Here is a 26,236-nt window from a genome sequence, read left to right as displayed (position 1 = left end):
ATAAATTGTTGAGGGGTGACAAGCACACATCATTCGATAACCCGCAACTTGGGTTAATACCAACGGTAGTTTCAAGTACAGCGCGCCTTGGGCCAATGCTAGCAATGCAAAGCCAAGAGCAACGACAAAATATTGAGAACGCAATTATCGAGGGAGCAAAAAAGTACGCTACAGACAGTGGTGTTGAAATTCCTGCTTCTGTGGTGCTAGCTGTAGCTTCCAAACCATGAGCTAGAAGTATTATCCTACACAGCAACTAAAAACCCCTCCAAGCTTGGAAGGGTTTGTCTAAGAAGATGGTAGTCAGGAACAAGTAGCCGCTTTTCCTTGTTGAGGATAATTTCTTGATCATGCAGTGAGAGTCATAGTACAGCATTTCATAAATTCGTAAAGAACTCGAGCACTACTGCACTTACTCAGAGAAATTGTTATTGAATGATTGAAGCTGCAACTCCACAGCGTATAAATAACTTTGATCGTTCAAAACTTGTGATGGTATCTTATGAGCTTTAACAGCAGCTTTAACCACATCTAGGGCAGTTAGGTTTCGAGTTTGGTATTGAGATACCAAAGTGCTACCACTAGGAATGCCCTGCTCTTTTAAGTTACCTTGATAAGCTAGAAAAACTACATTAAACGGTTTAAGATAGCTGATGTTTGTGGAGTGATTGGATAAATTGTTAGAGTTAATAGATACTGGTTCATTGATGTTTTTAGCATCTGTTTGAGCACCAGAAATTCCAGGTAATAGAGCAATAGAGGTAACAAGAAACGCAGAATTGATCAAGCTAGCCACTTTCATAGCTTTATCCTTACTTAAAGTAAAGTTTAATTACTGTTATTAACTAATAGCGTCTTATTTTTTATCAGTCTCAACTTCCTGCACTCAGGTCACCCATTCAGTTGATTTATCCCTCACCCATTTGGGTGAGCTAATTGAGCACCAGCAATAGAAATCGAGACTTAACGAATTGGTTTAAACCATGATGTAAACAAATTTATGCAATTTCTTCAGTTGTAGCTGTACGATCGCCTAGCTTCAACGTTGCGCCATCGCTCTTGCTAATGCAACTTTTTCCTCTCAGGATTTTTCATCAAATCAGGGCGATAAGCCTAACGGCATAGCTTCCCTTACCGCACATAAAAACCCAATCTCACCGCACTCAATAGCAGAAACCTGCAATGACAGTAAGCGCGATGTTATATTATCCAATCTATAAGGCAACTAAAAAGGCTAGAAACAGCCTTCAACCTGTCTCTAGCCTTAATTAGTGTGATGGGCAGTACCAGACTCGAACTGATGACATCCTGCTTGTAAGGCAGGCGCTCTACCAACTGAGCTAACCGCCCATTGCACTCACAATTAAACAATATAGCAAAATAATTCTAATCGCGCTAGTATTTTTGAGAAAAAATTTTTGAGAACCTTCAGATGCCCTCTGGTCGAACGCACGATAGCATTACGCTGTATGCTCTGCCGTTTGTGGCGGGTGTGACTTTCTGGCAGACTCGCAGTAGCAATGTGACTTTACTCGTTTCCGGCGGGTTTCTGTTTGGTGGGCTGATGTTCGGCCCGGATTTGGATATTTACTCGATTCAATACCAACGCTGGGGTTTCCTGCGCTGGATTTGGCTACCTTATCAAAAAAGTTTACGCCATCGCTCTTTCTTATCCCACGGGCCGATTATTGGGACGACGCTACGAGTACTTTATCTGAGCTGCTTGCTAGCTATTGTGGCAATTTTCGTATTAGCAATTGCCGAAAAGCTGTGGAATATCGCCTTTATTTGGCAAAACGTTGGTGGAACAGTCGGGCGATCGCTAACGAGTTACAGTACTGAATTTCTCGCCTTATTCTTGGGTATGGAACTCGGTGCTATGAGCCATTCTCTCAGCGATTGGGGCGGTTCTGCATACAAGCGTGTCAAGAAACAAGGCATCCGTGCTTTGCTTCCCAGTGGCAAAATTAAGAAACGTAAATCAACTAAAACAGGTCGGCGGCGGGTTTCAGGGGTGAAGGGGAGGAATGGGAGCAGGGAGCAGGGAGCAGGGGGGACAAGGAAGACAAGGGGGACAGGGGAGACAAAGGAGAAATAACCTATTAACTCTTTACTAATGACAAAGGACTAATAACAAATGACTATGAATAATACTTTAGCGGCGTTGCAGGAATTAATTGAGGTGGTGGCAAAATTGCGATCGCCTGATGGTGGTTGTCCTTGGGATTTGGCGCAAACACCGGAGAGTTTGACACCTTATGTAATCGAGGAAGCTTATGAGGTGGTGGATGCGATTAAGAGTGGAGATCAAAAGGCGATCGCAGAAGAGTTGGGAGATTTATTATTACAGGTAGTACTGCAAGCCCAAATCGCTAGTGAATCAGGACAATTTTCTCTCAAAGAAATCGCTGAAGGCATTTCCCAAAAGTTGATTCGCCGTCATCCCCATGTATTTGGTGATGTAACGGTAGCGAGTGTAGATGAAGTGCGGCAAAACTGGGAAGAAATCAAAGCCGCAGAAAAAGGTGAACCATCTCCAGAAAATCAAAAACTCAGTGCTAAACTCAGTCGCTATGGGCGTAGCCTTCCTCCATTAATGGCGGCGATGAAGATTTCCGAAAAAGCTGCGGCGGTGGGGTTTGAGTGGGAAAACATAGATGGGGTGTGGGCTAAGTTCCATGAAGAATTGGAAGAATTTCGCCAAGCTTTAGCCGAAGAAACCCCAGAAGCACAACAAGCAGAATTAGGCGATTTACTATTTGCAGCAATTCAGCTAGCCCGTTGGCATGACCTCGATCCTAGCGCAGGTTTGCAAGGCACAAATCAGCGATTTATCCAACGCTTACAAAAAATGGAGGCAGTTGTTGACCGCCCCCTTTCAGATTACAGTTTGGAAGAGTTAGAAGCTTTGTGGCAACAAGCAAAAGCGCAAATTGCTCAGGAAGGTTGAGAAGGCAGAAGGCAGAGGGCAGATGGGAAGAAATAAGTTTTAGGCTTGTTATGTTAATACATCGCCCTGCAATTAAATTGCATCGGCTTGTTATATTAATACATCGACCTGCAATCGAATTGTATCGGCTTGTTATGTTAATACATCGCCCTGCAATCGAATTGCATTGGCTTGTTATGTTAATGCATCGCCCTGCAATCGAATTGCATCGGCTTGTTATGTTAATGCATCGCCCTGCAATCGAATTGTATCGTCATGCAATGCGTAGACGCAGAGCGGCTTGTCGTAGACATCGCTTTCACCCAACTCTAAAACTTAGGGCATTTATATCCAACTTATCTCAACTATTTTTAGACACTCAATGCCCCATGCCCCATGCCCTATGCGCTAATTAAGATTTCTTCGCATCGAACCACTTATCATAAAGTGCTTGATAAGTGCCATCTTCTTTGAGACTCAACAATGCACTATTAATTTGTTTGCGGTAGGAACTGTTATTAGGCAGAACAATACCGTAGTTTTCTTCACGGAAGACACTACCAACTACTTCTACTTTGCCTTGTCCTTGATTAGCAGCATAGAACAGAAGTACGGGAGCATCAAACACTACAGCATCAGCTTTTTTAGTTTGTAGAGCATCGTAAGCTTGCTCAATCTTGGGAACTTCTAAGACTGGAATTTTTTGTTCGCGCAGATATTTTGCTGCTGTGCTACCAGCAGTTGTTGCTACTACCTTACCTGGTAAATCGTCTACACTCCTGATGTCTCCTTGAAGCTGCTGCACAGTTAGCGAAGTGGTAGCGGCGGCTGTAAAGTAGGCAACGAACAAAACGCCGATAAACATCCAGATAATAGCTATTACCCGTCCCAGCACACCCTTGGGCATTTCGTCGGCTTGAGTTGCTAATGTTGCAGCTGCCCACCAACAGGCTTTGAAAATTCCAGGGAAGTATGATTTATCAATCATCCCTTCTTTGTGATTGCGTTCAGACAACCAAATAACATGAGCTGCTACTACAATCAGCAGCAAAGCAATGCCAAATACCTGCAAAAGAGTCGTAGAAAACAACAATTGGAAAATATTAGAAAAAGCACCGCCATTTGCTTCTGGGGGTCTTACCATTATCTGAAGCCCAGCCGCAAACATTGGTAAAGAGAAATCAAAGTTTTCCTGCCGTTCGGCGGTAATAGAGATAGCTGCAATTCCTACATTCGCTTTGCCATCCTTAACAGCAGAAAGCAGATCCGGTACAGTTGAATACTCAACAAATTTAGACTCTATACCTAACTTGGTAGCAATGCTGCGCCAGAGGTCAATACTGAAGCCGGATAGTTCATCTTTTTTGGCAAATACAAAGGGTGGGATCACACGTGTGGCTACTACAAATGATTTTGTTGATGGTTCAGGTGGTTTTTGAGCGAGTCCTGGATTCACTACCGACAGCACCAGCAACATCGCCATCAGTCCGCTTAATAATGCTAGCCAGATATGCCGTTTTGGGGAATGCTTGCTTTTGTTTTTACCGTAACCTTTGTAAAAGTAAGGAATCTGGCTCTTCCACCCGATCATCAATCGGCGAAATTTACTAGTGATCGCAGTTATCATAAGAATTTTCTTGGGGTTGTATGCAATATCTATTTATCATTCCCAAGCCATAACAGATATCACATTCATAACCCCCCTTACACCCAATTTTTCAAAAGGATAAGGGGGGATAAATCAGGCTCAGGCTTAACTTGAGCTAAAGCCTTGAAAAAACAAATTTACAATTTGATGGTGACGGTTTTAACTTCGGTGTATTGTTGCAAGCCGTACTCGCCCAATTCCCGACCAATACCAGACTGCTTGAATCCACCAAAGGGTGCGGCGGCGTCGAAAACGTCGTAGCAGTTGACCCAAACTGTACCAGCACGAACATTATTTGCGATCGCGTGGGCTTTAGTAATATCCTGAGTCCACACGGCGGCGGCGAGTCCATACATGGTGTTGTTTGCCCGTTGAATCACCTCATCAATGCTCTTAAATTTGATGATGCTCATCACAGGGCCAAAGATTTCTTCTTGAGCAATCTTCATGTCATCGCGGACATCAGTAAAGACTGTAGGTGCAATAAAGAAACCTTTATCTCCCACACGGCTACCACCACAAAGCATTTGGGCACCATCTCGCATTCCTGACTCGATGTAACCCATTACTTTGTCGAATTGTTCTTTGTCTACTTGCGGGCCTTGTTCTGTGTTTTTATCGAAAGGATCGCCAACAGCTCGCTTTTTAGCTCTTTCTACAGCCAAGGCGACAAAATCGTCGTAACATTGTTCTTCCACAAATAACCGCGAACCAGCGCAGCAGCATTGACCTTGATTGAAGAATAAAGCTTGGTGGGCACCTTCTATTGCTTGACGCATATCAGCATCAGCAAAGACGATGTTGGGACTCTTACCACCCAATTCCAAAGTGACGCGCTTCAGGTTACTCTTGGCAGCTGCTTCCATAATCAGATGCCCGACTTCAGTTGACCCTGTAAACGCTACTTTGTCAATATCCATGTGGCGAGCGATCGCCGCCCCGGCAGTTGGGCCGTATCCTGATAGCATATTCACCACACCAGGCGGGAAGCCAGCCTCAACAATCAACTCCCCTACCCGCAGTCCTGATAAAGGTGTCTGTTCAGCCGTTTTCATCACCACAGTATTACCCGTAGCCAAAGCTGGTGCTAGTTTCCACGCCTGCATTAATAGTGGGAAATTCCACGGGATAATTTGACCAACCACACCCACAGGCTCATGGCGTGTATAGCAGAAATAAGGGCCGTTAATTGGAATTGTTTTGCCTTGCACTTTATCCGCCCAGCCTGCATAGTAGCGGTAGCAAGCGATGACTAATCCCAAGTCACCCAAAGCATCATGTACAGGCTTGCCATTATCTAGAGTTTCCAGTCGTGCCAATTCATCAATATTCTGCTCAATTAAGTCAGCCAGTTTGTAAAGTAACTCGCCGCGCTTAGTTGCAGACATCTTGGGCCAGTCGCCACTAGTAAAAGCTTTACGGGCTGCTTGCACAGCTTTATCCACATCTGGAGCGTCTGCCTCTGCTACTGTACAGGTAGTTTCGCCTGTAGCTGGGTTAATAGTTTCAAATCGACGGCCGCTGACACTTTCTACCCACTCGTTATTAATCAGCAGCTGGGTTGGGCCGATTTTGACCTGTTGTCCTGGTACTGTTGCTGTAACCATCAGGTCCTCCTTAAGCTCAGAAAAAATTTGCTTAAATCTATTAATTATGTTTCCTCGGATACAGTACTTTAGGTGAGTTTCTTTATAAATTTTTAGGCTTTTTAATGTTAGGACATGCTGCCATTTTTTCTTGATTTGTGCTTAGAACTAAAATTACAAAACTGATTTTGGGAATACTGAAGTCAGTATTAAGTGGGCAGGAACCATTGTGGGCGTGTCATTGCATCAACCAGGTGATGTGATCGTCGATGCTGCAAAGCAACCCCTGAGCGATCGCTATCGCATTATTGATATTTTGGGTGAAGGAAATAGCGGTATTACCTATGTTGCGGAAGATTTAACTGAGTCAGGTGTCATTGTGGCACTAAAAGTTATATCTCTTCAGCAAACAAGTGATTGGAAAGTTTTGGAGTTATTTGAGCGTGAGGCTAAGGTGCTGGCGCAGCTTCAGCATCGGGGAATTCCGCGCTATCTGAATTCTTTTCATATTGATACTGAGCGCGATTGCCGTTTTTACATTGTGCAAGAATTGGCGAAAGGAAAATCTCTAGCTACATGGGTGCAACAGGGATGGCGCACCAACGAAATAACGGTGCGACAAATTGCCCAGCAGATATTAGCGATTCTCATTTATTTACAAAAGTTTGATCCACCAATTATTCATCGTGATATTAAACCGCAAAATATTATTCGCCATGAAGACGGCTCGTTATTTTTAGTAGACTTCGGTGCAGTGCGAGACACCTACTACAGCACCTTGATGCGAGGTAGTACAGTTGTTGGCACTTATGGCTACATGGCTCCTGAACAGTTTCGCGGGCAAGCATTACCAGCCACCGATTTGTATGGTTTGGGAGCAACATTATTATTTTTGTTAACCCACCGTTCGCCAGCCGAACTACCTCAGAACGGCTTAACTTTGGATTTTCGCAATCGCATTCAAGTTTCTGATGCTTTTGCTAATTGGTTAGAAAAACTGCTAGAACCCGATGCCAAGGATCGCTTTGCATCAGCGCAAGATGCCCTCACAGCTTTAAGACAACCGCCTACTGTTGTTCAACCACCCAGCCAACTATCGCCTCGAACTGCTTTAATTGCCGGAATTTTAGGAACCTTTGCTGCTGTTTGGTTAGGCAATGCTTTCAAGTGGAAAGTATTGAATGCTTTTGGCATGACACCGCGCAGAATTTGCGACGACATTACCGTGTTGCAAAATTACCTCCAGCAAGGCGGCGATCCTAATTTTCGCATTGATTATAGCCGGACTTTTAGTTGGCGTGGCGGTCGTCAATGGCCGCTATTATTTTGTGTTTCCTCACTTACAAGTGCAGAATTACTACTAAAGCATGGAGCTAATCCTAATAGCCAAGAATCAGGCGAACCGATACTGTACAAAGCAACCAATGACATAAATTTAATGAAATTACTGTTGAAATATGGTGCAAATCCCAACGCCAAACTTACTAGTCAAAGGCATAAAGGAGGTATTAACGAATATCCCATACTTCAGGCAGTCATCCAAAATGGTCAACAGGAATTTGCAGAACTATTAATTAACAATGGTGCTGATGTCAACGCCAAAAGCAGTGATGAAGAAACAGCGCTGGATGTAGCGGCTCGACGTTATGAAGTCAAGATTGGTTTAATGCTGTTGGAAAAAGGTGCAGTTGCCAACCGCGATCCCGACTCCGAGCGCATTCGTGATTGGCAGCGAGAAATCAACAACCGCAAAAATTAATAGAGGTAAGCATGAATACATTACACAATCCTGGTGATGCGATCGCCGGACGCTATGAGATTCTCAAAATCTTAGGTCATGGTGGTATGGGTATTACTTATGCAGCGAAAGATTTGCAAACAAATCAATCTGTAGCGTTAAAAGTACTTTCCTTAAATCGCATCAAAGACTGGAAAGTATTGGAATTATTTGAACGAGAAGCCAAAATTCTTGCCCATCTCAACTATCCTGGTATTCCTCAATATTTGAACTACTTTGAAGTTGAATCAGATGACAATCGCGCCTTCTACCTTGTGCAAGAATTAGCATTAGGAAAATCTCTTTTTGATTTAGTTAGTCAAGGCTGGCTACCAAGTGTCGAGGAAGTGCAAACTATTGCTGCTCAAGTGTTAGAAATTCTAGTGTATTTGCAGCAGCTCACTCCACCAGTAATTCACCGCGACATTAAACCGCAAAATCTGATTCGCCAAGACAATGGCAGAATTTTTCTTGTGGATTTTGGTGCAGTTCAAGATACCTACAATAACAGCATTGCTGGTGGGATTACTGTCGTAGGAACCTTTGGCTATATGGCTCCCGAACAGTTTCGCGGACAGGCGGTGTTGTCTACCGATTTGTATGGACTGGGAACAACGCTGCTATTCTTGCTCACTGGGAAATCACCCGCAGATTTACCACACCGTCAACTCACCATCAACTTTCATTCTGCGATCCAATTGCCTAAACGCTTTGCAGATTGGTTAGAACGGATGATTGAACCAATCAGTACAGCAAGATTTCCCTCAGCTGTAGAAGCGTTAGTTGTATTACAAGGAAAACAACCACTCCCACCCCGCGCTTCCACCTTTAAGCAACCCAAAAATAGCAAAATTCAATTAATCAAAGCAACTGACAAAATGATCGTTGATATTCCTCCGACACTGCTCAATAGTCCGCAAAGCTTATGCTTGGGATTGTCTCTGCTGTTGGCGGGTATCTTCAGCGTTTGCATATTTAATGCCTTGATTGCCCAAGTGCTAGAACCTTTGGTTGAAGTTGAGCCAGGGAGGGAACTATTATTCCGCTTATGCATTCTGTTGATGGGTGTCTACCCTGTAGGTATATTTGTTTGCCTCTTTGCTGCTGAGAGTTTGCTATTCAGCAGTGCTTTTCGTACTCGGATTGAAATCAAGCCATTCTGGAGCATTCAGATGACATGGTTTTTAGGCTTGTTGAGTGTGAAAAACCTACCAATTAGAAGTAGTAACAAACTCCAGGTAAGTTTAACTCAGATCCAACACTCAGTTCCTTTATTCAAAAATCTCAACTCGTTTTGTACCCTAGCGATCGGCTGGAAACAAATTCGGTTTGGACTATTTTTAAGCCAGCCAGAGAAAGCATGGTTGGTAGATGAAATTCGCACTTTTGCAGAATTAAATAATTTTAGCCAGAACAACAGCAAAAGTTAAGAAATTCTATAGATTTAGAATCCAGTTTGATTTTTGAAAAAATCACCTATTCTTATATTTTCCTTTTTTCGTGTTCCCTGCCTCTAGAGTAAGTTCACAAATCAAATAGGAATGCCAGAAATATATAAAGTTTTTATGAAAAATATAATTAAATCTATCTAAAGAAGTAAAGTTAAGAATAGCTTAAGAATTAACTTTGACAAACAATACTTAGCACTTATAAATTCTGAGATGCCTAACCCGAAGCAGTTATGCTGTTTTCGGATAGCTGTGCTTTATGCTACAAAATTTCCTTGAGAATCAATTAAATTTCTAGATTTATAAAAGCAAAATCACTGCCTTTCTCTTCTACTGGTGTATGAGTACTGTAAGTTAAGTTGTCAGAGCTTGTCGGCAGGGTTGAAGTTTGGCTGATTTTTTGTGGCAATTTATAAAACTATAACAATGGTTTTTACTCAAGGCTACGTGTATAAAAATCAGAATAGGTTAAGCAATCTTAACAAAAACCTGGCACCCCTAATTAAGGAGTGCACTGCTGAGTGCAAAAATTTGAGTCGAATGTTACTTGCGGAAGTGGAGGCTTGTAAGCAGTCGAAACTAGATTGGCAAGAACTACTCAACTCGTTTGCAGAACTCAGCCCATTACCTGTCGCGATTGTGTGCTTGGAAAGCAATCAAATTTTATTTAAAAACCAGAATTTAGAATCTTTTTTTGGAGTTGAGTCGAGCAAAACCCTCGACAAAATCACCCCCGACTTTTACGCCAATCCTGCGGAATGGAATCAGTTGGCTAATCAGCTTCAAAGTGGCAATTACGTTAAGAATTGTGCAGTACAACTCAAAAGAGTTAACGGAGATACCTTTGCATCTAAAATTTCTGCCAAAGTCGTTAATTACGAGGGTAAGCTGGCGGCGCTGTTCATATTCATGGATATGAACACTCAAAAGCTAGGAGATGCAATTGAAATTACAGATGTTCAGGCAAAGCTGGAATATGTAAACCCTGCTTTTGCCCAAGCACCAGTGATCGCACTCCAGCAGCCAGAAACACGCTTACATCTGATGGAACGTGCGATCGCTGCTAGCAGTAACGGGATTATTCTCACAGATCCCAATCAACCAGACAATCCAATTATTTACGTCAATCCAGCTTTTGAAACCATTACAGGCTACTCCGCTGCTGAAGTCATTGGACGTAACTGCCGCTTCTTACGAGGAACCGACCATAACCAGCCAGCCTTAAGTGAGTTGCGTACAGCCATACAAGAACAAAGAGAATGCCATGTTATTTTACGCAATTATCGTAAAGACGGGACTCTGTTTTGGCATGAACTCTACCTAGCTCCTGTGTTTGATGCCCTTGGGTATTTAACTCACTTTATTGGTGTTCAGACCGATATTACCGAGCATTTGCAGGCTCTTGAGACTTTACGGCAGCGAGAAGAACAGTATCGCCGCATTGTGGAAACGGCAACTGAAGGCATCTGGGTACTTGATGAGAATAACCAGACCTCCTTTGTCAACCAACAGATGGCAACTATGTTGGGCTACACCACAGACCAGATGCTGGGTGCGACGCTGTTCTCCTTTATGGATGCAGAAGGAGTGGAGATTGCTAAAACCAACCTTGAACGTCGTCATCAAGGTATTAACGAAACACATGATTTCAAATTCCGCTGTCAAGACGGCTCAGATTTGTGGGCGATCGTTTCTTGTGCCCCAATGTTTGACGAGCAAGGGAATTATGCTGGCGTCTTAGGGATGATTACTAACATCACCGATCGCAAACTGGCAGAAGCCGCATTACAGGAAAGCAAACAACGTCTGGATGGAATTTTGTGTTCTATTGAAGATGTCGTCTGGTCGATTTCAGCCGATACTTTTGAGACTCTCTATCTCAATCCTGCTGTCCTAAAAATTTATGGTCGTCCGGCATCTGAATTCTTTAATAACTTGAACCTTTGGTTTGAAGTCATTCACCCAGAGGATCAACAACGGGTTCAGGCTGCAATTCAACCGTTATTCTTGACTGGAAATCAAGAACTAGAATACCGGATTGTCAGACCTGATGGACAGGTACGCTGGCTCTTGAACCGCAGCCATTTGACCTATAACACTAGTGGTCAGCCTGTTCGCATCGAGGGAATTGCTACAGATATTACCGAACGCAAACAGATGGAGGAAAAGTTAGTCCGCCATGCGTTCTACGATGCCCTTACTGGGCTGCCCAACCGAGTTTTATTTATGGACAGATTAGGACAAGCCATAGAAAGAGTAAAGATCTGCCCAGATGACTTATTTGCCGTCCTATTTCTAGACCTCGATCGTTTTAAAGTTGTCAATGATAGCCTCGGACACTTGGTTGGCGATCAACTACTGGTAGCATTTGCCCAACGCCTACAAAGCTGTCTACAGCCTGAAGATATTGTGGCTCGTTTAGGCGGAGACGAGTTTACGATCTTGGTTTCCGACATTAAAAGCATTGACGACGCTACCCGGATAGCAGAACAAATCCATCAATTACTCAAGTTACCGTTCAACTTACATGGATATGAAGTATTTACAACTGCCAGCATTGGCATTGCCTTAAGTACGACTGGCTATAATCAACCTGCTGATTTGCTCCGAGATGCTGATACTGCCCTGTACCGTGCTAAAGAGCAGGGTAAAGCTTGGCATATTGTCTTTGACACTACTATGTATGACCGAGCAGTAGCGCTTTTGCAGTTAGAAACCGACTTACGCTGGGCAATTGAACGCCAGGAATTACAAGTTTTCTATCAGCCAATTGTGTCCGTTGCCACAGGGAAGATTACAGGATTTGAAGCCCTAGTTCGCTGGCAGCATCCAGAACGAGGACTCATCTCACCAAGTGAGTTTATTCCAGTAGCCGAAGAAACCGGGCTAATCGTCCCGATTAGTCAATGGGTACTGCGTGAATCTTGCCAACAGTTGCGGCAGTGGCAGCTACAATTTCCAGCAATGACGCCCTTGACGATCAATGTCAACCTTTCTGGTAAACAGTTTTCTCAACCCCATCTAGTTGAGCAAATCGACCAAATTCTGCAAGAGACTGGTCTTGATGCCAGCAGCTTAAAGCTAGAAATCACTGAAAGTGCAATTATCACTAGCCCTGAAAAGGCTGCTAGTGTTCTGGAAAAACTCAAAGCTTTTGGTCTGCAATTATGTATTGATGACTTTGGGACAGGTTACTCATCCCTAGCTTATTTGCACCATTTTCCTATTGATGTTCTGAAAATTGACCGTTCTTTTGTCAATCAAATCGATCGCGATGGTGACCAATTGGCGATTATTCGAGCCATTATTACCTTGGCGCACAACCTAGGGATGAGTGTAGTTGCGGAAGGGGTAGAAACGATCAACCAGTTGGTACAACTTAGATTGTTGGAATGTGACCAAGCCCAAGGTTACTTGTTCTCGCGTCCTTTGGATAGAGAAAAAACCAGTGCGTTGCTAGCATCTAAGCTAGAGTTTTAAAGGCGATCGCAACTACCGTAGTTTCTTCAGGAGGTAAAAGGCAATTTGCTACAAAAAAATAGGGGCAGTGATTCACTGCCCCTAGCAAATTACAGCTTGGATAAATTAGAAATGCTCTGGGAACAGGCTAACTGCTGCTTATAAATATCGTCAAGGCCAATCCCAAGATAATTGCTCCACCACCCAGAATAAATGACCAAAAGCGGTGGTAACTATTGACAACCGTACCACTATCGCTCTGGAGTTGAATCAGATCCATCCAAGGAGCAACCCCACGACGGAACCAACCCACAGCCCCCACTTGTTCACCAATCAAGCTTTGCACTCGCTTCATACCAAACAAGAAATTGCCGATGGGTCCAAAACGTGAGGCGTAGTGTAGATAAAGCATCCCACTACGATCTTGAATTTTTAAATCAGAACCAAATTTATTCCCTGCGACGCCGCGACCTATAAGTTGTCCTTGCAGTTTTGCAGGTTGACCCCGCAACGGACTGGCGTAGGGGTCTGACATCAGAGTTAAAATGTCCGTTTCTGGTGCTTGTTTATAGTCTGGGAACATCACCAAGGCTTTGACCACGATGCCTAAGCCTAAGCCAATAAGTGGTGCGCCAAATACCAAACCGGAATGGGGGGAACTAGACAATAGAATAATGCCTATGACCAAGCCAACTATAAAACCGATGGTTTCAGCACCGTACAGCACTACATCTAAAAAGAAATTACCGTAAAGCTTACTCCGATTGAGATTCTTTCCTTCACCCATGACTCGCCCCATATCAAACTCAATTGGTAACCCCAATTGTTCTGCATAGGTGCTAAGGGCGCGAACTCGTTTACCAGTGAGTGGGTGAGTGGAATTTAACTCCATCCACCAGCCCCAAGGGTTAAACATATCCCACAAAAAGACGCGACCAATTTTTTGGGGATCGGAAGCGATGCGGTAGGCGGTTCCAGTGGAAGCAGCAGCTTTTGGGTCATAAATGCCTAAGGCGCGCGTTCCTTCAATTAAACGGCTAGGTTCTTGCGTCCGAGAGCCTTCTTCTAAAATGCCGTAGGCAATTTTCACCAAAGCGCGGGACAGTCCATTGGGATTGCCCGTGGTTTCCGCAGCAAAATGGTCAGCAAAGTATTCTCTTGTACGGGAAAGATACAGAAGTAAATAAGTGCCGACAATATAGAATATATATGCAACAAGGGCAGCCGTCTGCAAGGCGTCTTTGATTTTACTATCGCCGCCACCACGACCAAATCTGTTGGCTGTACTGTAAATTAAGTAGCAAATTTGCACTAGGGTAGAAGCTGCTGTCATCACTGCAAAGTCCCAATGGACGATGTGCCCTAATTCATGGGCGTAGACAGTAGCAATTTCATCATCATCTAGATAAGTGAAAAGCCCCTGGCTGACGACTAACCGGGCGCTATTAGGCAGTGAGCCGTAAGTAAAAGCTGTGGGGTTTTGGTCGTTAATAATGCCCAATCTAGGAGTTTTCAGGTTCTTCTGTTGACAGACTTGCTGAATAACTTTTGCTGTCTCGGGACTGAGGCTTTCAATTTCTGCCAAATCTACCCAGCGCGTTTGGTAAAGCCAACGTTGGGTTAAATCCAAGAGAAAGGGTGACAGGAAAAAGGCAGCAAGATTAAAAACTATAGTGATCGCGATCGCGATCGCTAACCCTTGCAGTGGATCGTTACTACCCAAAATAAATACTAAACTCAAACCTAAAGCTAACACCATCCCAAACAGCAAGGTAATGGTGACGCCAGAAGCTAATACTAGGCTTCCTCCTACACCACCCATTGCTAATGTGACACCAGCCGTCGCCGCACGTCCGGCTTGGGACATTGGTCTAGACTGGGTTGCTGGTGCTTGGGAGAAGGATTGGCGAGCTTGTTCTGCCCAACTCCGTACCTGGGGATTGTCGCTCATCATCAACTTTTGACACAGGATTGTCGCTTTTTCGATTTCTCCTGTGCCTTGATAGGCTTTCATCAGCCACATCTGTGCTGAAAGATAATCTGAGGAATTTTGATCTCCAGCATTCCGGCAGAATTGTTCGAGTATTTGAACGGCTTCCTGATAACGTCCTTGGTTAAAGGCATCTAATCCAGATTGCAATGACATAGTATCTCCTTGGCAAAGGAGTAGTAATTGATCGATCAATACTCAATAGATCCAGCACTCGTCATCGCTATTTCGTAAAACTTCAAATACCAGTGGTATAAATTATCTTAAGTGATTGGCAAATGAGGAGAGCAAGGAAAGACAATCCATTCAAAAGTCAAAAATTATGACTTTTGAGCTTGATTCTTAACCAATGACAAATGACAAATAACTAACTAAGGTTGATAGGATGAGTAAAAGCTAAAGATTTGTGCCATACTTGACGGTTATTGTGTGATATGACTACTCTCCAAGCTGCCTCTCCCCTAATTGTGATCGCTCAAAAAACCCGCCAAGCAGCAAGTAAGCTGGCAGTTCTCTCGGCTGAAGCAAAAAATCATGCTATTGAAGCGATCGCCCAAGCTTTAGAATCGGCAAGAGATGAAATCTTGCAAGCAAATATTGCTGATTGTGAAGCCGCTACTGCTGATGGTATTGCTAAACCACTGTATAAACGCTTGCAGTTGGATGAACACAAATTGAGAGATGCGATCGCGGGAGTTAGAGATGTCGGTAAGCTAGCCGATCCGGTAGGGAAAGTCCAAATTCACCGCGAAATTGATACAGGCTTGATTCTCAAGCGAATTACTTGTCCTTTGGGCGTTTTGGGTATTATTTTTGAAGCACGTCCAGAAGCAGCAATTCAAATCGTTTCTTTGGCTATCAAATCAGGTAATGGTGTCATCCTCAAAGGTGGCAAAGAAGCCATACGTTCTTGCGAAGCTATTGTCAAAGCAATTAAGCAGGGTTTATCACACACTGCTGTTAGCCCAGATGCAGTGCAGTTGTTAACAACTAGGGAAGAAACTTTAGAGCTTTTAAATTTAGATAAATATGTAGATTTAATTATTCCCAGAGGTTCTAATTCTTTTGTCCGCTTCGTGCAAGAAAATACCCGGATTCCGGTACTTGGTCATGCTGATGGTATTTGTCATGTTTATGTAGATAAAGCCGCTGATATTGCCAAAGCAGTAAGCATTGCCGTTGATGCTAAAATTCAATATCCCGCAGCTTGTAATGCCATTGAAACCTTGCTAGTTCACGCAAGTATTGCACCAGAATTTCTCCCCAAATTAGCCGCCGCTTTACAAGAAAATCATGTGGAATTAAGAGGCGATGAACGCACTGCTAAGATTTTGCATCATATTAATAGTGCAACAGCAAAAGATTGGGAAACAGAATACAGCGATTTGATTTTGGCAATTAAAATTGTAGATTCCTTAGAAGAAGCGATCGCTCATATTAACGAATATGGTTCGCGCCATACAGAAGCCATAGTCACTGAAGATTTAGCGGCTGCTGAAACTTTCATAGGATTGGTGAATGCAGCAGGAGTTTACCATAACTGTTCTACCCGCTTTGCTGATGGTTTTCGCTACGGTTTTGGTGCAGAAGTTGGGATCAGTACTCAACAAATGCCCCCCAGAGGCCCTGTTGGTTTAGAAGGATTGGTAACGTACAAGTATCAAATGACTGGCGATGGTCATATTGTAGCTACCTACACTGGCGCAAATGCTAAGTCATTTACTCATCAGGATTTGCTTTGAAACCACTTTGGCGAGTCAAGAGTCAAGGGTCAAAAGTCAAGAGTCATTTGTCTCTCCTTCGGATTCGCAGTCGCCTGCGGAGGGAAACCCTCCCGCAGCGCTGTCTCACCTTGTCCCATTTCTCCCCACCCTCTCCCACACTTCCCCCACTTCCCACACTCCCTTGTCCCTATTTATGCTTCGTGTCCTCTGCACCCGTGTAACCAGTTGCTACCCAAAGTATAGCTCTAGCCCCATCACGGAGAGATTTTTCAATAGGTTCCGACGGTTTTTCTGAAGGAACTGGTACGGTTTTGAACTCAATACCCCGACTACCCAGAACAATCTCACCAATGACACTAGCACGACGCATATGGAAGTCAGAGGTAATTAAATAAACACTCTTGATGCCGTGAGCTTGCAAATCATCGACCAACGTTGTAAAATTAGTAACTGTATCTACAGCTTCATAATCCAAGTGTAAACGGTCGGGATCAACTCCTGCCTTAGTAAACACCTTTTGAGTCGATCTAGGTGGGCTACCGCCACTAATCCAAATTGGTAATTTTGGATGCTTCTTAGCAAAATTTGCTGTAAACTTTTCTCGCTCCAAATTTTTTGTGGAACCGCCTAACACTAAGACCGCTTGCGGCTGCACAATCTGGTTTTTGACTTCCTTGTATCCCCACCACATTAATAGCGGCACGGCAACAGCCATAAAGCGAAAAGATTTACCTGTAAACAATAGCTTATTCAAGGCTCTATTACTTCGTCTACTGAGTCCAAAATTTCTCTAACTATAAGAAAACAATAATTATTTAGTCTAGGAAGTTTTCCAAAAATCTACCCAAATAAAAATTTGGATATTTTTCTTGTGAAAACTCAATTAACCTAAGTTCGATGAATTTGATTTGACCTCTGGATTATCAAAGTAAAAGCTTAAAACCCTGATTTTTATATTTCATCCTTCCCTCGAAGTATAGAAGGTTAGGTAGGATAGGTCTATTCAACTTACATCTATTACTGGCGTTTTAACACTTTCATTTTTAATTGTCGATGTCCTATCCTACCCTGTATCGGTAGTTTCTACACAGATTTCTGATAATTTGATACATTTTCAATGCTTGCAAACTAGGGAACTAACTAGATCCTCATTGCCAAATTAGCACCTAGCTCGACCTTATCCATTTTCCATATTTGTGATGCCTGCGGCAACTACTTAAAAAGCGTTTATGCATACAGTAAAACCCTTATTTAACAGTAGGTTTAGCCTTTTTGCTGCCACCAGATTGTAAAGACACAGTTAGTTTGTTTGATGTGGACAAAGTCGAGCTTATTGGTGTTGTCGATAAAACTAATCTATTTATTTATCTTTCAATCTTAAATCGATGACAGTGGCATTAAAGTTGTAGTTGAAGCCTTCTAACTCAAATGGCATACCAATTTTGACTTTGCTGTTGCCTAAAACTGGACCGTTTGCAGTGACTTGTGCTTTGCCTTGTAAGGTCAACAGCATATCTGTACTAAAATTGTTGGCTTTTGGATCTGGTAACTCTTTAATAGAACCGTCAGGTTGGGGAACATTTACTGTTCTTGGTAATTGTTGAATTGATTTAATAGCGATTTCACCGTGAGGTTGATTGCGGATAATTACATTAGTTTTACCATTGGCTTTCAATCCTTTATCAAATAACTGCTGCGGGTCGCGGACATTCAAACCACGAACTACTAAATCTACTTCCATAGGTACTGTTTTTGCACCCACTTGGGCCACAGAACCGGAAGTACCAGGAAAGACAAATATGCCGAATATCACTAGCACAATTACTAGTACAGCACCTAAATCGAGGAGATTGATTTTACCGAACAAGCGACCTTTGGAATCTAAAAGAGCCATAACAAGTTTTCCCAGATAAGAGCAGAGTAATAGTTTGTAGCAGCAGGCTTTACTAGGGTGATGGCAGTGTTCCCTATGTAGTAAGCGCTAGAAGCGGCTGGGGGGTGCAGTCAAGCGACAGTTTATCACGACTTCTGAAATTCCGGGACGAGGCAGCCAACTTTTGGAATTAAGCTGCTACGGATCTACACAATTTCAGTTTTTAGTTAAAAATGCAACTTAAAACGCATTAATTTCGTCCCATAATTTTATGTTCTTTCATGATTCTTCAAAACAATCGGATTATGATTGCTTGGCAAGCCTTTTTAACAAATTACCGTTTGTGGCGGCGTCGCTGGTTTTATCCGTTAATTTCGCTGGTAGTCGCCCTAAGTGTATGCTTGAGCGCACCCCTTCCTGGAAGGGCATTTGACTTATTGCCACTTCTTTTTCAAGGTGCTCAGATACTTCAGCTATCTAATATATCTGATCGCCAAGAAGTTGAGCTTGGTAAGCAGATGAATCAGGAATTAAGTAGTCAAGTAAAACTTAACCGCAATCCTGAGATTAATCGCTATGTAGAACAAGTTGGTCGGCGCTTGGCAGCTAATAGCGATCGCCCATCACTCCCTTATACTTTCCAAGTGGTTGAAGATCCGGCTCTTAATGCTTTTGCTACTGCGGGAGGCTACGTTTATGTCAACACAGGTTTGCTCAAAGCCGCAGACAATGAAGCGGAACTAGCAAGTGTACTCGCCCATGAAATTGGTCACGTTGGCGGCAAACATTTAGTCAAACAAATGCGGCAAAGAGCGCTTGCTAGTGGTGTAGCGACAGCGGCAGGTTTAGATCGCAATACAGCAGTAGGAATTGGTGTTGAACTAGCACTTAACCGTCCCCGCAGTCGTCAAGATGAATTTGATGCCGATCAACGAGGGTTAAAAACTTTGACTCGTAGTGGTTATGCCCAGTCGGGGATGGTTTCCTTTATGCAAAAGTTGCTCGGAAAGGGTTCTACTCCAACATTTTTGAGTACTCACCCCGCAACAGGCGATCGCATTACTGCCCTCAAACGTGCTATTAGTTCTCAACCTAGCAATGGGCGTTATGGATTGGATAATGCCGCTTATAAGGCTAATATCCGAGCATTACTTTAATTTCACAAACCTGTGCAGACTCAAAAGTCTCTCCATTACCCCATTTGTAACTATGCTCGCTGCTGATTGCGGCGAGCACCTTTGATTTCGGACGGATCGATGATGACAGTTGCTTCTGCTAAAGGCAAGCTGCGGACGCGCTTCTTAAAAACGTTGGCTTGATAAACCAAGTTATTTGTGACATCCAGTGCAGTTAACCAGCCACTACGGGGATGATACGCACCAGTATCTATGTCTAGCCACCCTTTTCCTTGTGCTAGCTGACCAGGACTAACGCCAGGTAGGGTAAAGGTGATCGTGTGGCCAACAATAATTAATTTATCAGGGAAGAAAGGTTTCTCAATGCCGTGAAACTCTTCTCTAATCCAGCAAAATTGCTCGGCAGTTTGTTTATTCAAAGGCATTAAAGGGTCAACACCAGCATGGGTTAACCAAACATCCCCTAAATCAAGATATGTCGGTAACGTTGTGAACCAATCAATATGCTCTTGGGGGATTGTCGCTTCTTGGTAACTGGCTATGGTCGCTTGCCCACCACTGTATAACCATGCTTGCATCGCTGGTGTAGAAGCGCTGCCATTGGTCAATACATTTAATAACATCTGCTCATGATTTCCCAGCAGACAGGGATAGTTATTGTTCTTGACAAAATTTACTACTTGTGCACTTTGAGGTCCACGATCAATTAAATCTCCTAGGAAATAGAGCTGATCGTTTGATGCTGGAGCAATGGCTGCCAATAAAGTCATTAATCCTTCATAGTGACCATGCACATCCCCAATTACAATTCGACGCTGGCTATTTTCGCTCATTTGCTCTTAGCTTTAATGATATTGCCTAATAATTCTGCTACAGTTTAAGCTGTGCAGATTTCCCCAAATAGATAAAAAACACTTTACAAATTCTCTTTATTGTATTCTAATTATCTATTTTTCAAATGCCTATTCTCACAGGTTTTTGGAGTCAAAACTACATATAACTAATCCAATCACTCCAGCTACCAGCATACAGTTTACCTTTAGAAATACCTGCTAGTTCTAAAGAAAGTAAATTCACGCAAGCAGTAACACCAGAACCACAATAAACTAGAATTTCCTCAGCAGTTGCTAGCTCTTCCCAGCGACGGCGTTGTTCTACAGGGGAAAGTAAATATCCTGAAGGATCTGTGACTTCCTGCCAAGGATAATTTACAGCACCAGGAATATGACCAGCAATTTTATCTATTGGTTCTCGTTCACCTCGATAGCGATCGCTCTCTCTGGAATCTACCAAAACTATCTCTGGTAAATCTTTTTTATTTTTTACAGTTTTAATATCTACTATTTTATTGGTTTGGATTTGAGGAACAAAGCTAGCAGTTTGAGGTTGAGGAATAATATTTGTAACAGGATAATCAGCTTTTTGCCATCCGGTAAATCCGCCATCTAATACCGCTACATTTTCATGCCCTAAATAATGTAACAGCCACCATAAACGCGCTGCAAAAGCAAACCGGGAATCATCGTAAGCTACAACTAAGGTTTTTTGGTAATTCACTCCGATTTCTGATAACTTGTGACCTAAATCGATGGGATTAGGCAAAGGATGTCTCCCACCATGCTCTCCTAAAGGGCTGGAAAGATCCTGGTTTAAATCTAAATAGTAAGATCCCTGTATATGGCTTTCTTGGTACTGCCGTCGTCCTAGTTGAGGATCGGCAAGCGAAAAGCGACAATCGACAATCACAACTTGCGGATCGTTAAGGTGTTCTAACAACCATGATGGCGAAACAACTATTTGGGAGTCAGACATAAACAATTGCAAATTATTATCAGGTGAAAAAGTATCATGCCAGATTTTGACATATTTGTACCACAACCAACGGCAGATGGTTCCTTCACCTTTACTTCCCAAGAGTTTGGCGAAGCCTTTCACAGTCATTATGGAGCCAAGCAGGAGAGTTTCCTCAAGTTTGCAGTACCTACTCAATTGGCTGCGCGTGCTCAAAAACCAGTCTTGCGGCTGTTGGATATTTGCTATGGTCTAGGATACAACACAGCAGCGGCTTTGCAGACAATTTGGGAAGTGAATCCCAATTGTGATGTTGAACTCATGGCTTTAGAACTCAATCGGGCTGTACCACAAGCTGCGATCGCTCATCACTTATTTGATAACTGGGGCTACAAGTATACCGATATTATGACTCAGTTAGCTTTTGAGTATCAAGTGCAACAAGAGTATCTGAAGGCTGAGTTAATCATTGGCGATGCTAGAAAGTCAATTAAAATTGTACAAGAGCGAGGCTTTCAAGCAGATGCAATTTTTCTCGATCCCTTTTCACCACCTCAGTGTCCTCACTTATGGACTTTAGAATTCATTCAGCAAATATCTTTGTGTTTGCACCCAGATGGTATTCTCGCGACTTATTCCTGTGCGGCTTCTGTACGTGCAGCATTATTAACTGCTAGCTTAACGATAGGTTCTACCCCACCAGTAGGAAGGCGATCGCCTGGAACAGTAGCGGTTCATCAGGGATCTTCTGGCAACTTAGCACTTCCTCCACTTTTCCAGTCAGAAAAAGAGCATTTGCTCACTCGTGCTGCTATTCCCTACCGCGACCCTCAATTGAATGACCCTGCTGATGTTATATTGATGCGACGACAACAAGAGCAACAAGCTTCTTCACTAGAGCCTACATCCCGTTGGCGGAAAAGGTGGCTTTGTGGAAGTATTGCTAAAGATTTTACGAAAGCAGATTCGTAATTTGTCGTGCTATCGCAGGTATTGCCTTATCTTTAATTTGCCACTACAAAAAAATGATTCCTGATTTATGGGTTTTTTGCTACATAATTTATTCTCGTTAGAAAATAAGAGGCTTGAATTCTTGACTAAGGTAAACTACATTCCTTATGGTTGAAGAAAAGCCACGGAATCATTAATCTGTGAAGCGACTTAAATTTTTTTCTAGTAATCAGGATCATTAATTTTTGTGTTCTAAATCACTCAAACCTAGATATTATTTAGTAGATAATGCACTAGACCCAATTGGCGCAATTACTTATAGCTTTAGAGAAAAATAAAAACTATAAATTATAGACCTTACCTAGAAAGGAATTGAAAAAATATAGCAATTTTTTAGGATGTTATCTTAACAAATCTCAGTAAAAACAGGATTGAAAACTTAAGTAAATTGCTGCTATATCAATGAAAAAATTAATAGGGTTAACAAACTATTTAATTTTTTCAAAAATTATTAAAAAACATAATGTATCTGATGCAAAGAAAGATGTATATCATGATTGCATAAAGTTTGTGGAATATTCGTTGAATATAAGCAACTACTAAACTGACAATTTTGAAAAATTGACACTGTTAACTTTTATTGAAAAAACTGGAGCAGTTTTGTGATTCAATGGGAACCCAAGCATACAAACTCTATAGAAAAAAATGCTGGAGGGTCTAACCCCCTAAGCAAATTGGCGAATATAAGTTCAAATCATGCCTTAGAATTACAAAATGTAGAGGGTGATTCAATGGGCTTATCTAAAGGAGAGTTTATGCTTGAAAAAACCCCAGCATTGCCTTCTTGGATGAAACAGCAAAATGTTAATACTAATGAAGAATCATTAGACTCAAAAGCGCTACAATTCCAAGGTTCTAAAGTGAATGGCTGGGATTGGGATCTGCCGAAAATTTTAGTAGTTGATGACCACGCTGCCAGTCGGATGACTGCTGTTGCACTGTTGGGTATGGAAGGGTACGAAGTCATTGAAGCTGACAGTGGTTCTATGGCAGTGAATTTGGTGACAGAGAAACAACCAGATTTGATTTTGCTCGATGTCATGATGCCAGGAATGGATGGGTTTGAAGTCTGCCAAATCCTCAAACAAAATGAGCATACCAGGCTGATTCCGGTCATTTTTATTACTGCTTTAAATGATAGGCGATCGCGTATCCGGGGTATCGAAGTAGGAGCAGATGATTTTCTCACCAAACCCTTTGATCGTGTAGAACTAGCAGCACGTGTTAAATCCTTAGTACGGCAAAAGCGTTTGAATGAAGATTTAGACCATGCAGAACAAGTACTATTTTCCGTTGCTAGGGCAATTGAAAGTCGAGATCCTAATACTGGCGACCACTGTGAACGGTTAGTAAAACTAGGACAAGCTTTTGGTGAATACCTTAATCTCTCACGTAACCAAATTAGAGATTTGATGTGGGGTGGTTATCTCCACGATATTGGTAAGGTAGGTATACCTGATGCCGTGCTACTAAAAAAAGGCAAACTCACTACCGAAGAGTGGGAGACTATGAGACTGCACGTTTCCATTGGGGAAAAAATCTGCCAGCCACTACGCAGTATGCGAGGTGTAATTCCGATTATTCGCCATCACCACGAGCGCTGGGATGGGTCCGGCTACCCTGATGGACTCAAAGGTGATGATATTCCTTACCTAGCACAAGTGTTTCAGGTCCTCGATATTTATGATGCTCTGACAAGCGAACGACCATACAAAAGGAGTTTTACCTCAGAGGAAGCACTTACTGTCATGCTAGAAGAAACTAATTCTGGTTGGCGGAATCCTGAACTCATGCTACAGTTTGCAGATTTTATTAAAACAAAAGGTTATTAGTGCTAGAAAGCAGTACCAAGAAGAAGGGAGCAGCTAGCAGAGGAAGACATGACCTTTGACTATTGAATATCGACTATTGATCCTTTCCTTGACCTTAAAAAATTTTATATCAAACCCGGTCGCACGCTGTGTTATCAAGCATAGTAGTGCCACAAAACTTTGTTTAATTCACAACTCATATTATGTGTGGCAAATTGCTTTTGATATGTCATTGCGAGTGTAACAAAGTGGAACAATCGCAAGGGTTTGGAAATTGCTTAACTATGCTACTGCTGCGTAAAGGCCTCTAGGTATGGCTATTCTAGCCTGACCCTCAAAAAGACGCGGGGATGCAATTTAAATGATTATTAGCTTATCAGGTGCAATGAAGTCTAGGTTGAATTTAGCTTAGAGTATGATAAACATCAAAAAATATTTTAATAAAACTTGATGGATTCTCTCTCTACTTTCACTTCCGATGCAATCGTTGCAGGCTTTCATGCTCTGTCTGAACCTTTGCGGCTGAAGGTCTTGGAACTGCTGCGCGAGCAAGAACTGTGTGTGTGTGACTTGTGCTCGACTTTAGGAGTTACTCAGTCAAAACTGTCTTTTCACCTAAAAACTCTCAAAGAAGCTGGTTTAGTCCGCTCGCGTCAAGAGGGACGCTGGATTTACTACAGCCTGAATTTGGCTCAATTTGTTGTCTTAGAGCAATATTTATCCGATTATCGCCGCTTAATTAAAATCTTACCTGCCCGCCCCTGCTAAACTCTCAAATAATCCATCAAGTTTTTTTGATGAATTTTTATATCCTGTGGTTGACAATACACTCATATATCAATTTTTATTGAAATGAGAGGTTTACAAACTTAGCGACCACACAGGGTGGAGAAGTCAATGGAAGCAAAAGTCAAGAAATTGGCTCTCGCGCTCTTGACGCTGGCTTTAGCAAGCAGTGGTAAGTTTCTGTGGAATAAGTGATGACGACGAAAACCATTTCCAAACAGCTTTCTTTTCTTGACCGCTTCCTGACCTTATGGATTTTTTTGGCAATGGCTGTTGGGGTTGGCTTGGGCTATTTGCTGCCTGGAGTCGAAGCATTTATTAATCAGTTTCAGGTAGGAACGACTAATATACCAATTGCCATTGGGTTAATTCTAATGATGTACCCACCCCTAGCCAAGGTGCGGTATGAAGAGTTAGGGGATGTATTTCGCAACGGAAAAATTCTCGGTGTGTCACTAATTCAGAATTGGATTATCGGGCCAATTCTAATGTTTGCGCTGGCGGCTATCTTCTTACGTAATTATCCAGAATACATGACGGGATTGATTTTGATTGGATTAGCCCGTTGTATTGCGATGGTAGTTGTGTGGAGCGATCTAGCACGAGGCAATACTGAGTACACAGCTGGATTGGTTGCTTTCAACAGCATATTTCAGGTTATTTTCTACAGTCCTTATGCCTGGTTCTTTATTACTGTGCTACCTCCCCTATTTGGATTGCAAGGTAGTATCGTTAACGTCAGTATTGCCGAGATTGCTCAAAGTGTATTCATCTATCTTGGTATTCCCTTTTTAGGCGGATTTTTGACTCGTTTCTTTTTAGTGAAGGCGAAAAGCAAGCGCTGGTATCACGAGGAATTTGTTCCTAAAATTAGCCCCATCACATTGATTGCTTTGTTATTTACAATCGTCGTCATGTTCAGCTTGAAAGGGAATTTAATTGTTCAAATTCCTTTGGATGTGGTTAAGATTGCAATTCCGCTAATTATCTACTTTATCGTCATGTTTTTGGTCAGCTTTTACATGGCGTGGCGAATCAAGACGGACTATTCCAGCGCCGCAAGTGTAGCATTTACAGCCGCAGGAAATAATTTTGAGTTGGCGATCGCGGTGGCGATCGCAGTGTTCGGCATTAATTCGGGTGCGGCTTTTGCCGCTGTCGTTGGTCCCTTAGTAGAAGTGCCTGTGTTGATTAGTCTTGTTAATGTTGCCTTCTGGTTTCAAAAACGTTATTTCTCAGCACCTGAATCGAGAACTTTATAAATTTA

The 26,236-nt window shown here is 42.6% G+C and carries 20 protein-coding genes and 1 tRNA gene; 12 read left to right on the top strand and 9 right to left on the bottom strand.

Going from position 1 to position 26,236, the window contains the following annotated elements; all coding sequences use genetic code 11:
• Positions 1-230 (top strand): hypothetical protein (locus BV372_RS36235; RefSeq protein ID WP_179198063.1); only part of this gene is annotated, 230 nt, incomplete at its 5' end.
• A 182-nt stretch (positions 231-412) separates the two neighbouring features.
• On the opposite strand, the gene BV372_RS12235 is transcribed toward BV372_RS36235, so the two are convergent.
• Entirely contained in the window at positions 413-802 is a 390-nt protein-coding gene (locus BV372_RS12235; protein ID WP_086686776.1) for a hypothetical protein, read from the bottom strand.
• A 475-nt stretch (positions 803-1,277) separates the two neighbouring features.
• Positions 1,278-1,350, bottom strand: a tRNA-Val gene (locus BV372_RS12230).
• A gap of 82 nt (positions 1,351-1,432) precedes the next feature.
• On the opposite strand from BV372_RS12230, the gene BV372_RS12225 reads away from it, so the two are divergent.
• Together BV372_RS12225 and mazG are read left to right on the top strand one after the other, a co-directional pair.
• The gene (locus BV372_RS12225) at positions 1,433-2,098 is read left to right on the top strand and encodes a metal-binding protein (RefSeq protein ID WP_086686775.1); all 666 of its coding nucleotides are present in this window, start codon (positions 1,433-1,435) and stop codon (positions 2,096-2,098) included.
• A 39-nt stretch (positions 2,099-2,137) separates the two neighbouring features.
• The gene (mazG, locus tag BV372_RS12220) at positions 2,138-2,950 is read left to right on the top strand and encodes a nucleoside triphosphate pyrophosphohydrolase (protein ID WP_086686774.1); all 813 of its coding nucleotides are present in this window, start codon (positions 2,138-2,140) and stop codon (positions 2,948-2,950) included.
• A 391-nt stretch (positions 2,951-3,341) separates the two neighbouring features.
• On the opposite strand, the gene BV372_RS12215 is transcribed toward mazG, so the two are convergent.
• On the bottom strand, positions 3,342-4,556 hold the full coding sequence (locus tag BV372_RS12215; RefSeq protein WP_086686773.1) for a transporter substrate-binding domain-containing protein: 1,215 nt from the start codon (positions 4,554-4,556) through the stop codon (positions 3,342-3,344).
• A 158-nt stretch (positions 4,557-4,714) separates the two neighbouring features.
• Positions 4,715-6,184 carry an aldehyde dehydrogenase family protein gene (locus BV372_RS12210; RefSeq protein ID WP_086686772.1) on the bottom strand — a complete coding sequence of 490 codons (1,470 nt, stop codon included), beginning with the start codon at positions 6,182-6,184 and terminating at the stop codon, positions 4,715-4,717.
• Between the two features lie 208 nt (positions 6,185-6,392).
• Here BV372_RS12210 and BV372_RS12205 point away from each other — a divergent pair, with 208 nt between their 5' ends.
• From BV372_RS12205 to BV372_RS12195, 3 genes are all read left to right on the top strand, one after another.
• A complete protein-coding gene (locus BV372_RS12205; protein ID WP_218776708.1) occupies positions 6,393-7,922 on the top strand; it encodes a protein kinase in 1,530 nt (509 codons plus the stop codon).
• Between the two features lie 11 nt (positions 7,923-7,933).
• Positions 7,934-9,370, top strand: coding sequence for a serine/threonine-protein kinase (locus BV372_RS12200; RefSeq protein WP_086686771.1), 1,437 nt, complete (start codon positions 7,934-7,936; stop codon positions 9,368-9,370).
• A gap of 444 nt (positions 9,371-9,814) precedes the next feature.
• Positions 9,815-12,868 (top strand): EAL domain-containing protein, encoded by a 3,054-nt coding sequence (locus BV372_RS12195; RefSeq protein ID WP_086686770.1) that lies wholly within the window; start codon positions 9,815-9,817, stop codon positions 12,866-12,868.
• A 127-nt stretch (positions 12,869-12,995) separates the two neighbouring features.
• Here BV372_RS12195 and BV372_RS12190 read toward each other — a convergent pair whose 3' ends face one another.
• Positions 12,996-14,993 carry a zinc metalloprotease HtpX gene (locus tag BV372_RS12190; RefSeq protein ID WP_086686769.1) on the bottom strand — a complete coding sequence of 666 codons (1,998 nt, stop codon included), beginning with the start codon at positions 14,991-14,993 and terminating at the stop codon, positions 12,996-12,998.
• Positions 14,994-15,271: 278 nt separating this feature from the next.
• Between BV372_RS12190 and BV372_RS12185 the strand changes: the two genes are divergently transcribed.
• Positions 15,272-16,579, top strand: a complete 1,308-nt coding sequence (locus BV372_RS12185) for a glutamate-5-semialdehyde dehydrogenase (protein ID WP_086686768.1) — start codon at positions 15,272-15,274, stop codon at positions 16,577-16,579.
• A 169-nt stretch (positions 16,580-16,748) separates the two neighbouring features.
• Here BV372_RS12185 and BV372_RS12180 read toward each other — a convergent pair whose 3' ends face one another.
• Both BV372_RS12180 and BV372_RS12175 read right to left on the bottom strand, forming a co-directional pair.
• Positions 16,749-17,276, bottom strand: a complete 528-nt coding sequence (locus BV372_RS12180; RefSeq protein WP_086686767.1) for a YdcF family protein — start codon at positions 17,274-17,276, stop codon at positions 16,749-16,751.
• A 645-nt stretch (positions 17,277-17,921) separates the two neighbouring features.
• Entirely contained in the window at positions 17,922-18,455 is a 534-nt protein-coding gene (locus tag BV372_RS12175; RefSeq protein WP_086686766.1) for a DUF4330 domain-containing protein, read from the bottom strand.
• Between the two features lie 260 nt (positions 18,456-18,715).
• On the opposite strand from BV372_RS12175, the gene BV372_RS12170 reads away from it, so the two are divergent.
• Complete coding sequence (locus tag BV372_RS12170) at positions 18,716-19,591, top strand: M48 family metallopeptidase (RefSeq protein WP_373270761.1); 876 nt, start codon at positions 18,716-18,718, stop codon at positions 19,589-19,591.
• 50 nt (positions 19,592-19,641) lie between these two features.
• On the opposite strand, the gene BV372_RS12165 is transcribed toward BV372_RS12170, so the two are convergent.
• Positions 19,642-20,403 carry a metallophosphoesterase family protein gene (locus tag BV372_RS12165; protein ID WP_086686764.1) on the bottom strand — a complete coding sequence of 254 codons (762 nt, stop codon included), beginning with the start codon at positions 20,401-20,403 and terminating at the stop codon, positions 19,642-19,644.
• Positions 20,404-20,560: 157 nt separating this feature from the next.
• Positions 20,561-21,382 carry a sulfurtransferase gene (locus BV372_RS12160; RefSeq protein WP_086686763.1) on the bottom strand — a complete coding sequence of 274 codons (822 nt, stop codon included), beginning with the start codon at positions 21,380-21,382 and terminating at the stop codon, positions 20,561-20,563.
• Positions 21,383-21,418: 36 nt separating this feature from the next.
• On the opposite strand from BV372_RS12160, the gene BV372_RS12155 reads away from it, so the two are divergent.
• From BV372_RS12155 to arsB, 4 genes are all read left to right on the top strand, one after another.
• Positions 21,419-22,333, top strand: coding sequence for a tRNA (5-methylaminomethyl-2-thiouridine)(34)-methyltransferase MnmD (locus BV372_RS12155; protein WP_086686762.1), 915 nt, complete (start codon positions 21,419-21,421; stop codon positions 22,331-22,333).
• A 641-nt stretch (positions 22,334-22,974) separates the two neighbouring features.
• On the top strand, positions 22,975-24,204 hold the full coding sequence (locus tag BV372_RS12150; protein WP_086686761.1) for a two-component system response regulator: 1,230 nt from the start codon (positions 22,975-22,977) through the stop codon (positions 24,202-24,204).
• A gap of 429 nt (positions 24,205-24,633) precedes the next feature.
• Positions 24,634-24,951 (top strand): helix-turn-helix transcriptional regulator, encoded by a 318-nt coding sequence (locus BV372_RS12145; protein ID WP_086686760.1) that lies wholly within the window; start codon positions 24,634-24,636, stop codon positions 24,949-24,951.
• Between the two features lie 212 nt (positions 24,952-25,163).
• Positions 25,164-26,231, top strand: coding sequence for an ACR3 family arsenite efflux transporter (gene arsB, locus BV372_RS12140; RefSeq protein ID WP_086686759.1), 1,068 nt, complete (start codon positions 25,164-25,166; stop codon positions 26,229-26,231).
• Positions 26,232-26,236 lie beyond the last annotated feature (5 nt).

The organism is Nostoc sp. T09 (genome assembly GCF_002154695.1).
Classification (GTDB): Bacteria; Cyanobacteriota; Cyanobacteriia; order Cyanobacteriales; family Nostocaceae; genus Aulosira.
This window is presented reverse-complemented; position numbering and strand designations above follow the sequence as displayed.

Excerpts from the sequence above, each read along its gene's own strand:
- BV372_RS12170 (WP_373270761.1), top strand. The coding sequence starts at position 18,716 with ATGATTCTTCAAAACAATCGGATTATGATTGCTTGGCAAGCCTTTTTA.
- mazG (WP_086686774.1), top strand. The coding sequence starts at position 2,138 with ATGACTATGAATAATACTTTAGCGGCGTTGCAGGAATTAATTGAGGTG.
- BV372_RS12145 (WP_086686760.1), top strand. The coding sequence starts at position 24,634 with ATGGATTCTCTCTCTACTTTCACTTCCGATGCAATCGTTGCAGGCTTT.
- BV372_RS12180 (WP_086686767.1), bottom strand. The coding sequence starts at position 17,276 with ATGGCTGTTGCCGTGCCGCTATTAATGTGGTGGGGATACAAGGAAGTC.
- BV372_RS12215 (WP_086686773.1), bottom strand. The coding sequence starts at position 4,556 with ATGATAACTGCGATCACTAGTAAATTTCGCCGATTGATGATCGGGTGG.
- BV372_RS12175 (WP_086686766.1), bottom strand. The coding sequence starts at position 18,455 with ATGGCTCTTTTAGATTCCAAAGGTCGCTTGTTCGGTAAAATCAATCTC.
- arsB (WP_086686759.1), top strand. The coding sequence starts at position 25,164 with ATGACGACGAAAACCATTTCCAAACAGCTTTCTTTTCTTGACCGCTTC.
- BV372_RS12210 (WP_086686772.1), bottom strand. The coding sequence starts at position 6,184 with ATGGTTACAGCAACAGTACCAGGACAACAGGTCAAAATCGGCCCAACC.
- BV372_RS12195 (WP_086686770.1), top strand. The coding sequence starts at position 9,815 with ATGGTTTTTACTCAAGGCTACGTGTATAAAAATCAGAATAGGTTAAGC.
- BV372_RS12225 (WP_086686775.1), top strand. The coding sequence starts at position 1,433 with ATGCCCTCTGGTCGAACGCACGATAGCATTACGCTGTATGCTCTGCCG.
- BV372_RS12235 (WP_086686776.1), bottom strand. The coding sequence starts at position 802 with ATGAAAGTGGCTAGCTTGATCAATTCTGCGTTTCTTGTTACCTCTATT.
- BV372_RS12190 (WP_086686769.1), bottom strand. The coding sequence starts at position 14,993 with ATGTCATTGCAATCTGGATTAGATGCCTTTAACCAAGGACGTTATCAG.
- BV372_RS12200 (WP_086686771.1), top strand. The coding sequence starts at position 7,934 with ATGAATACATTACACAATCCTGGTGATGCGATCGCCGGACGCTATGAG.
- BV372_RS12165 (WP_086686764.1), bottom strand. The coding sequence starts at position 20,403 with ATGAGCGAAAATAGCCAGCGTCGAATTGTAATTGGGGATGTGCATGGT.
- BV372_RS12185 (WP_086686768.1), top strand. The coding sequence starts at position 15,272 with ATGACTACTCTCCAAGCTGCCTCTCCCCTAATTGTGATCGCTCAAAAA.
- BV372_RS12160 (WP_086686763.1), bottom strand. The coding sequence starts at position 21,382 with ATGTCTGACTCCCAAATAGTTGTTTCGCCATCATGGTTGTTAGAACAC.
- BV372_RS12155 (WP_086686762.1), top strand. The coding sequence starts at position 21,419 with ATGCCAGATTTTGACATATTTGTACCACAACCAACGGCAGATGGTTCC.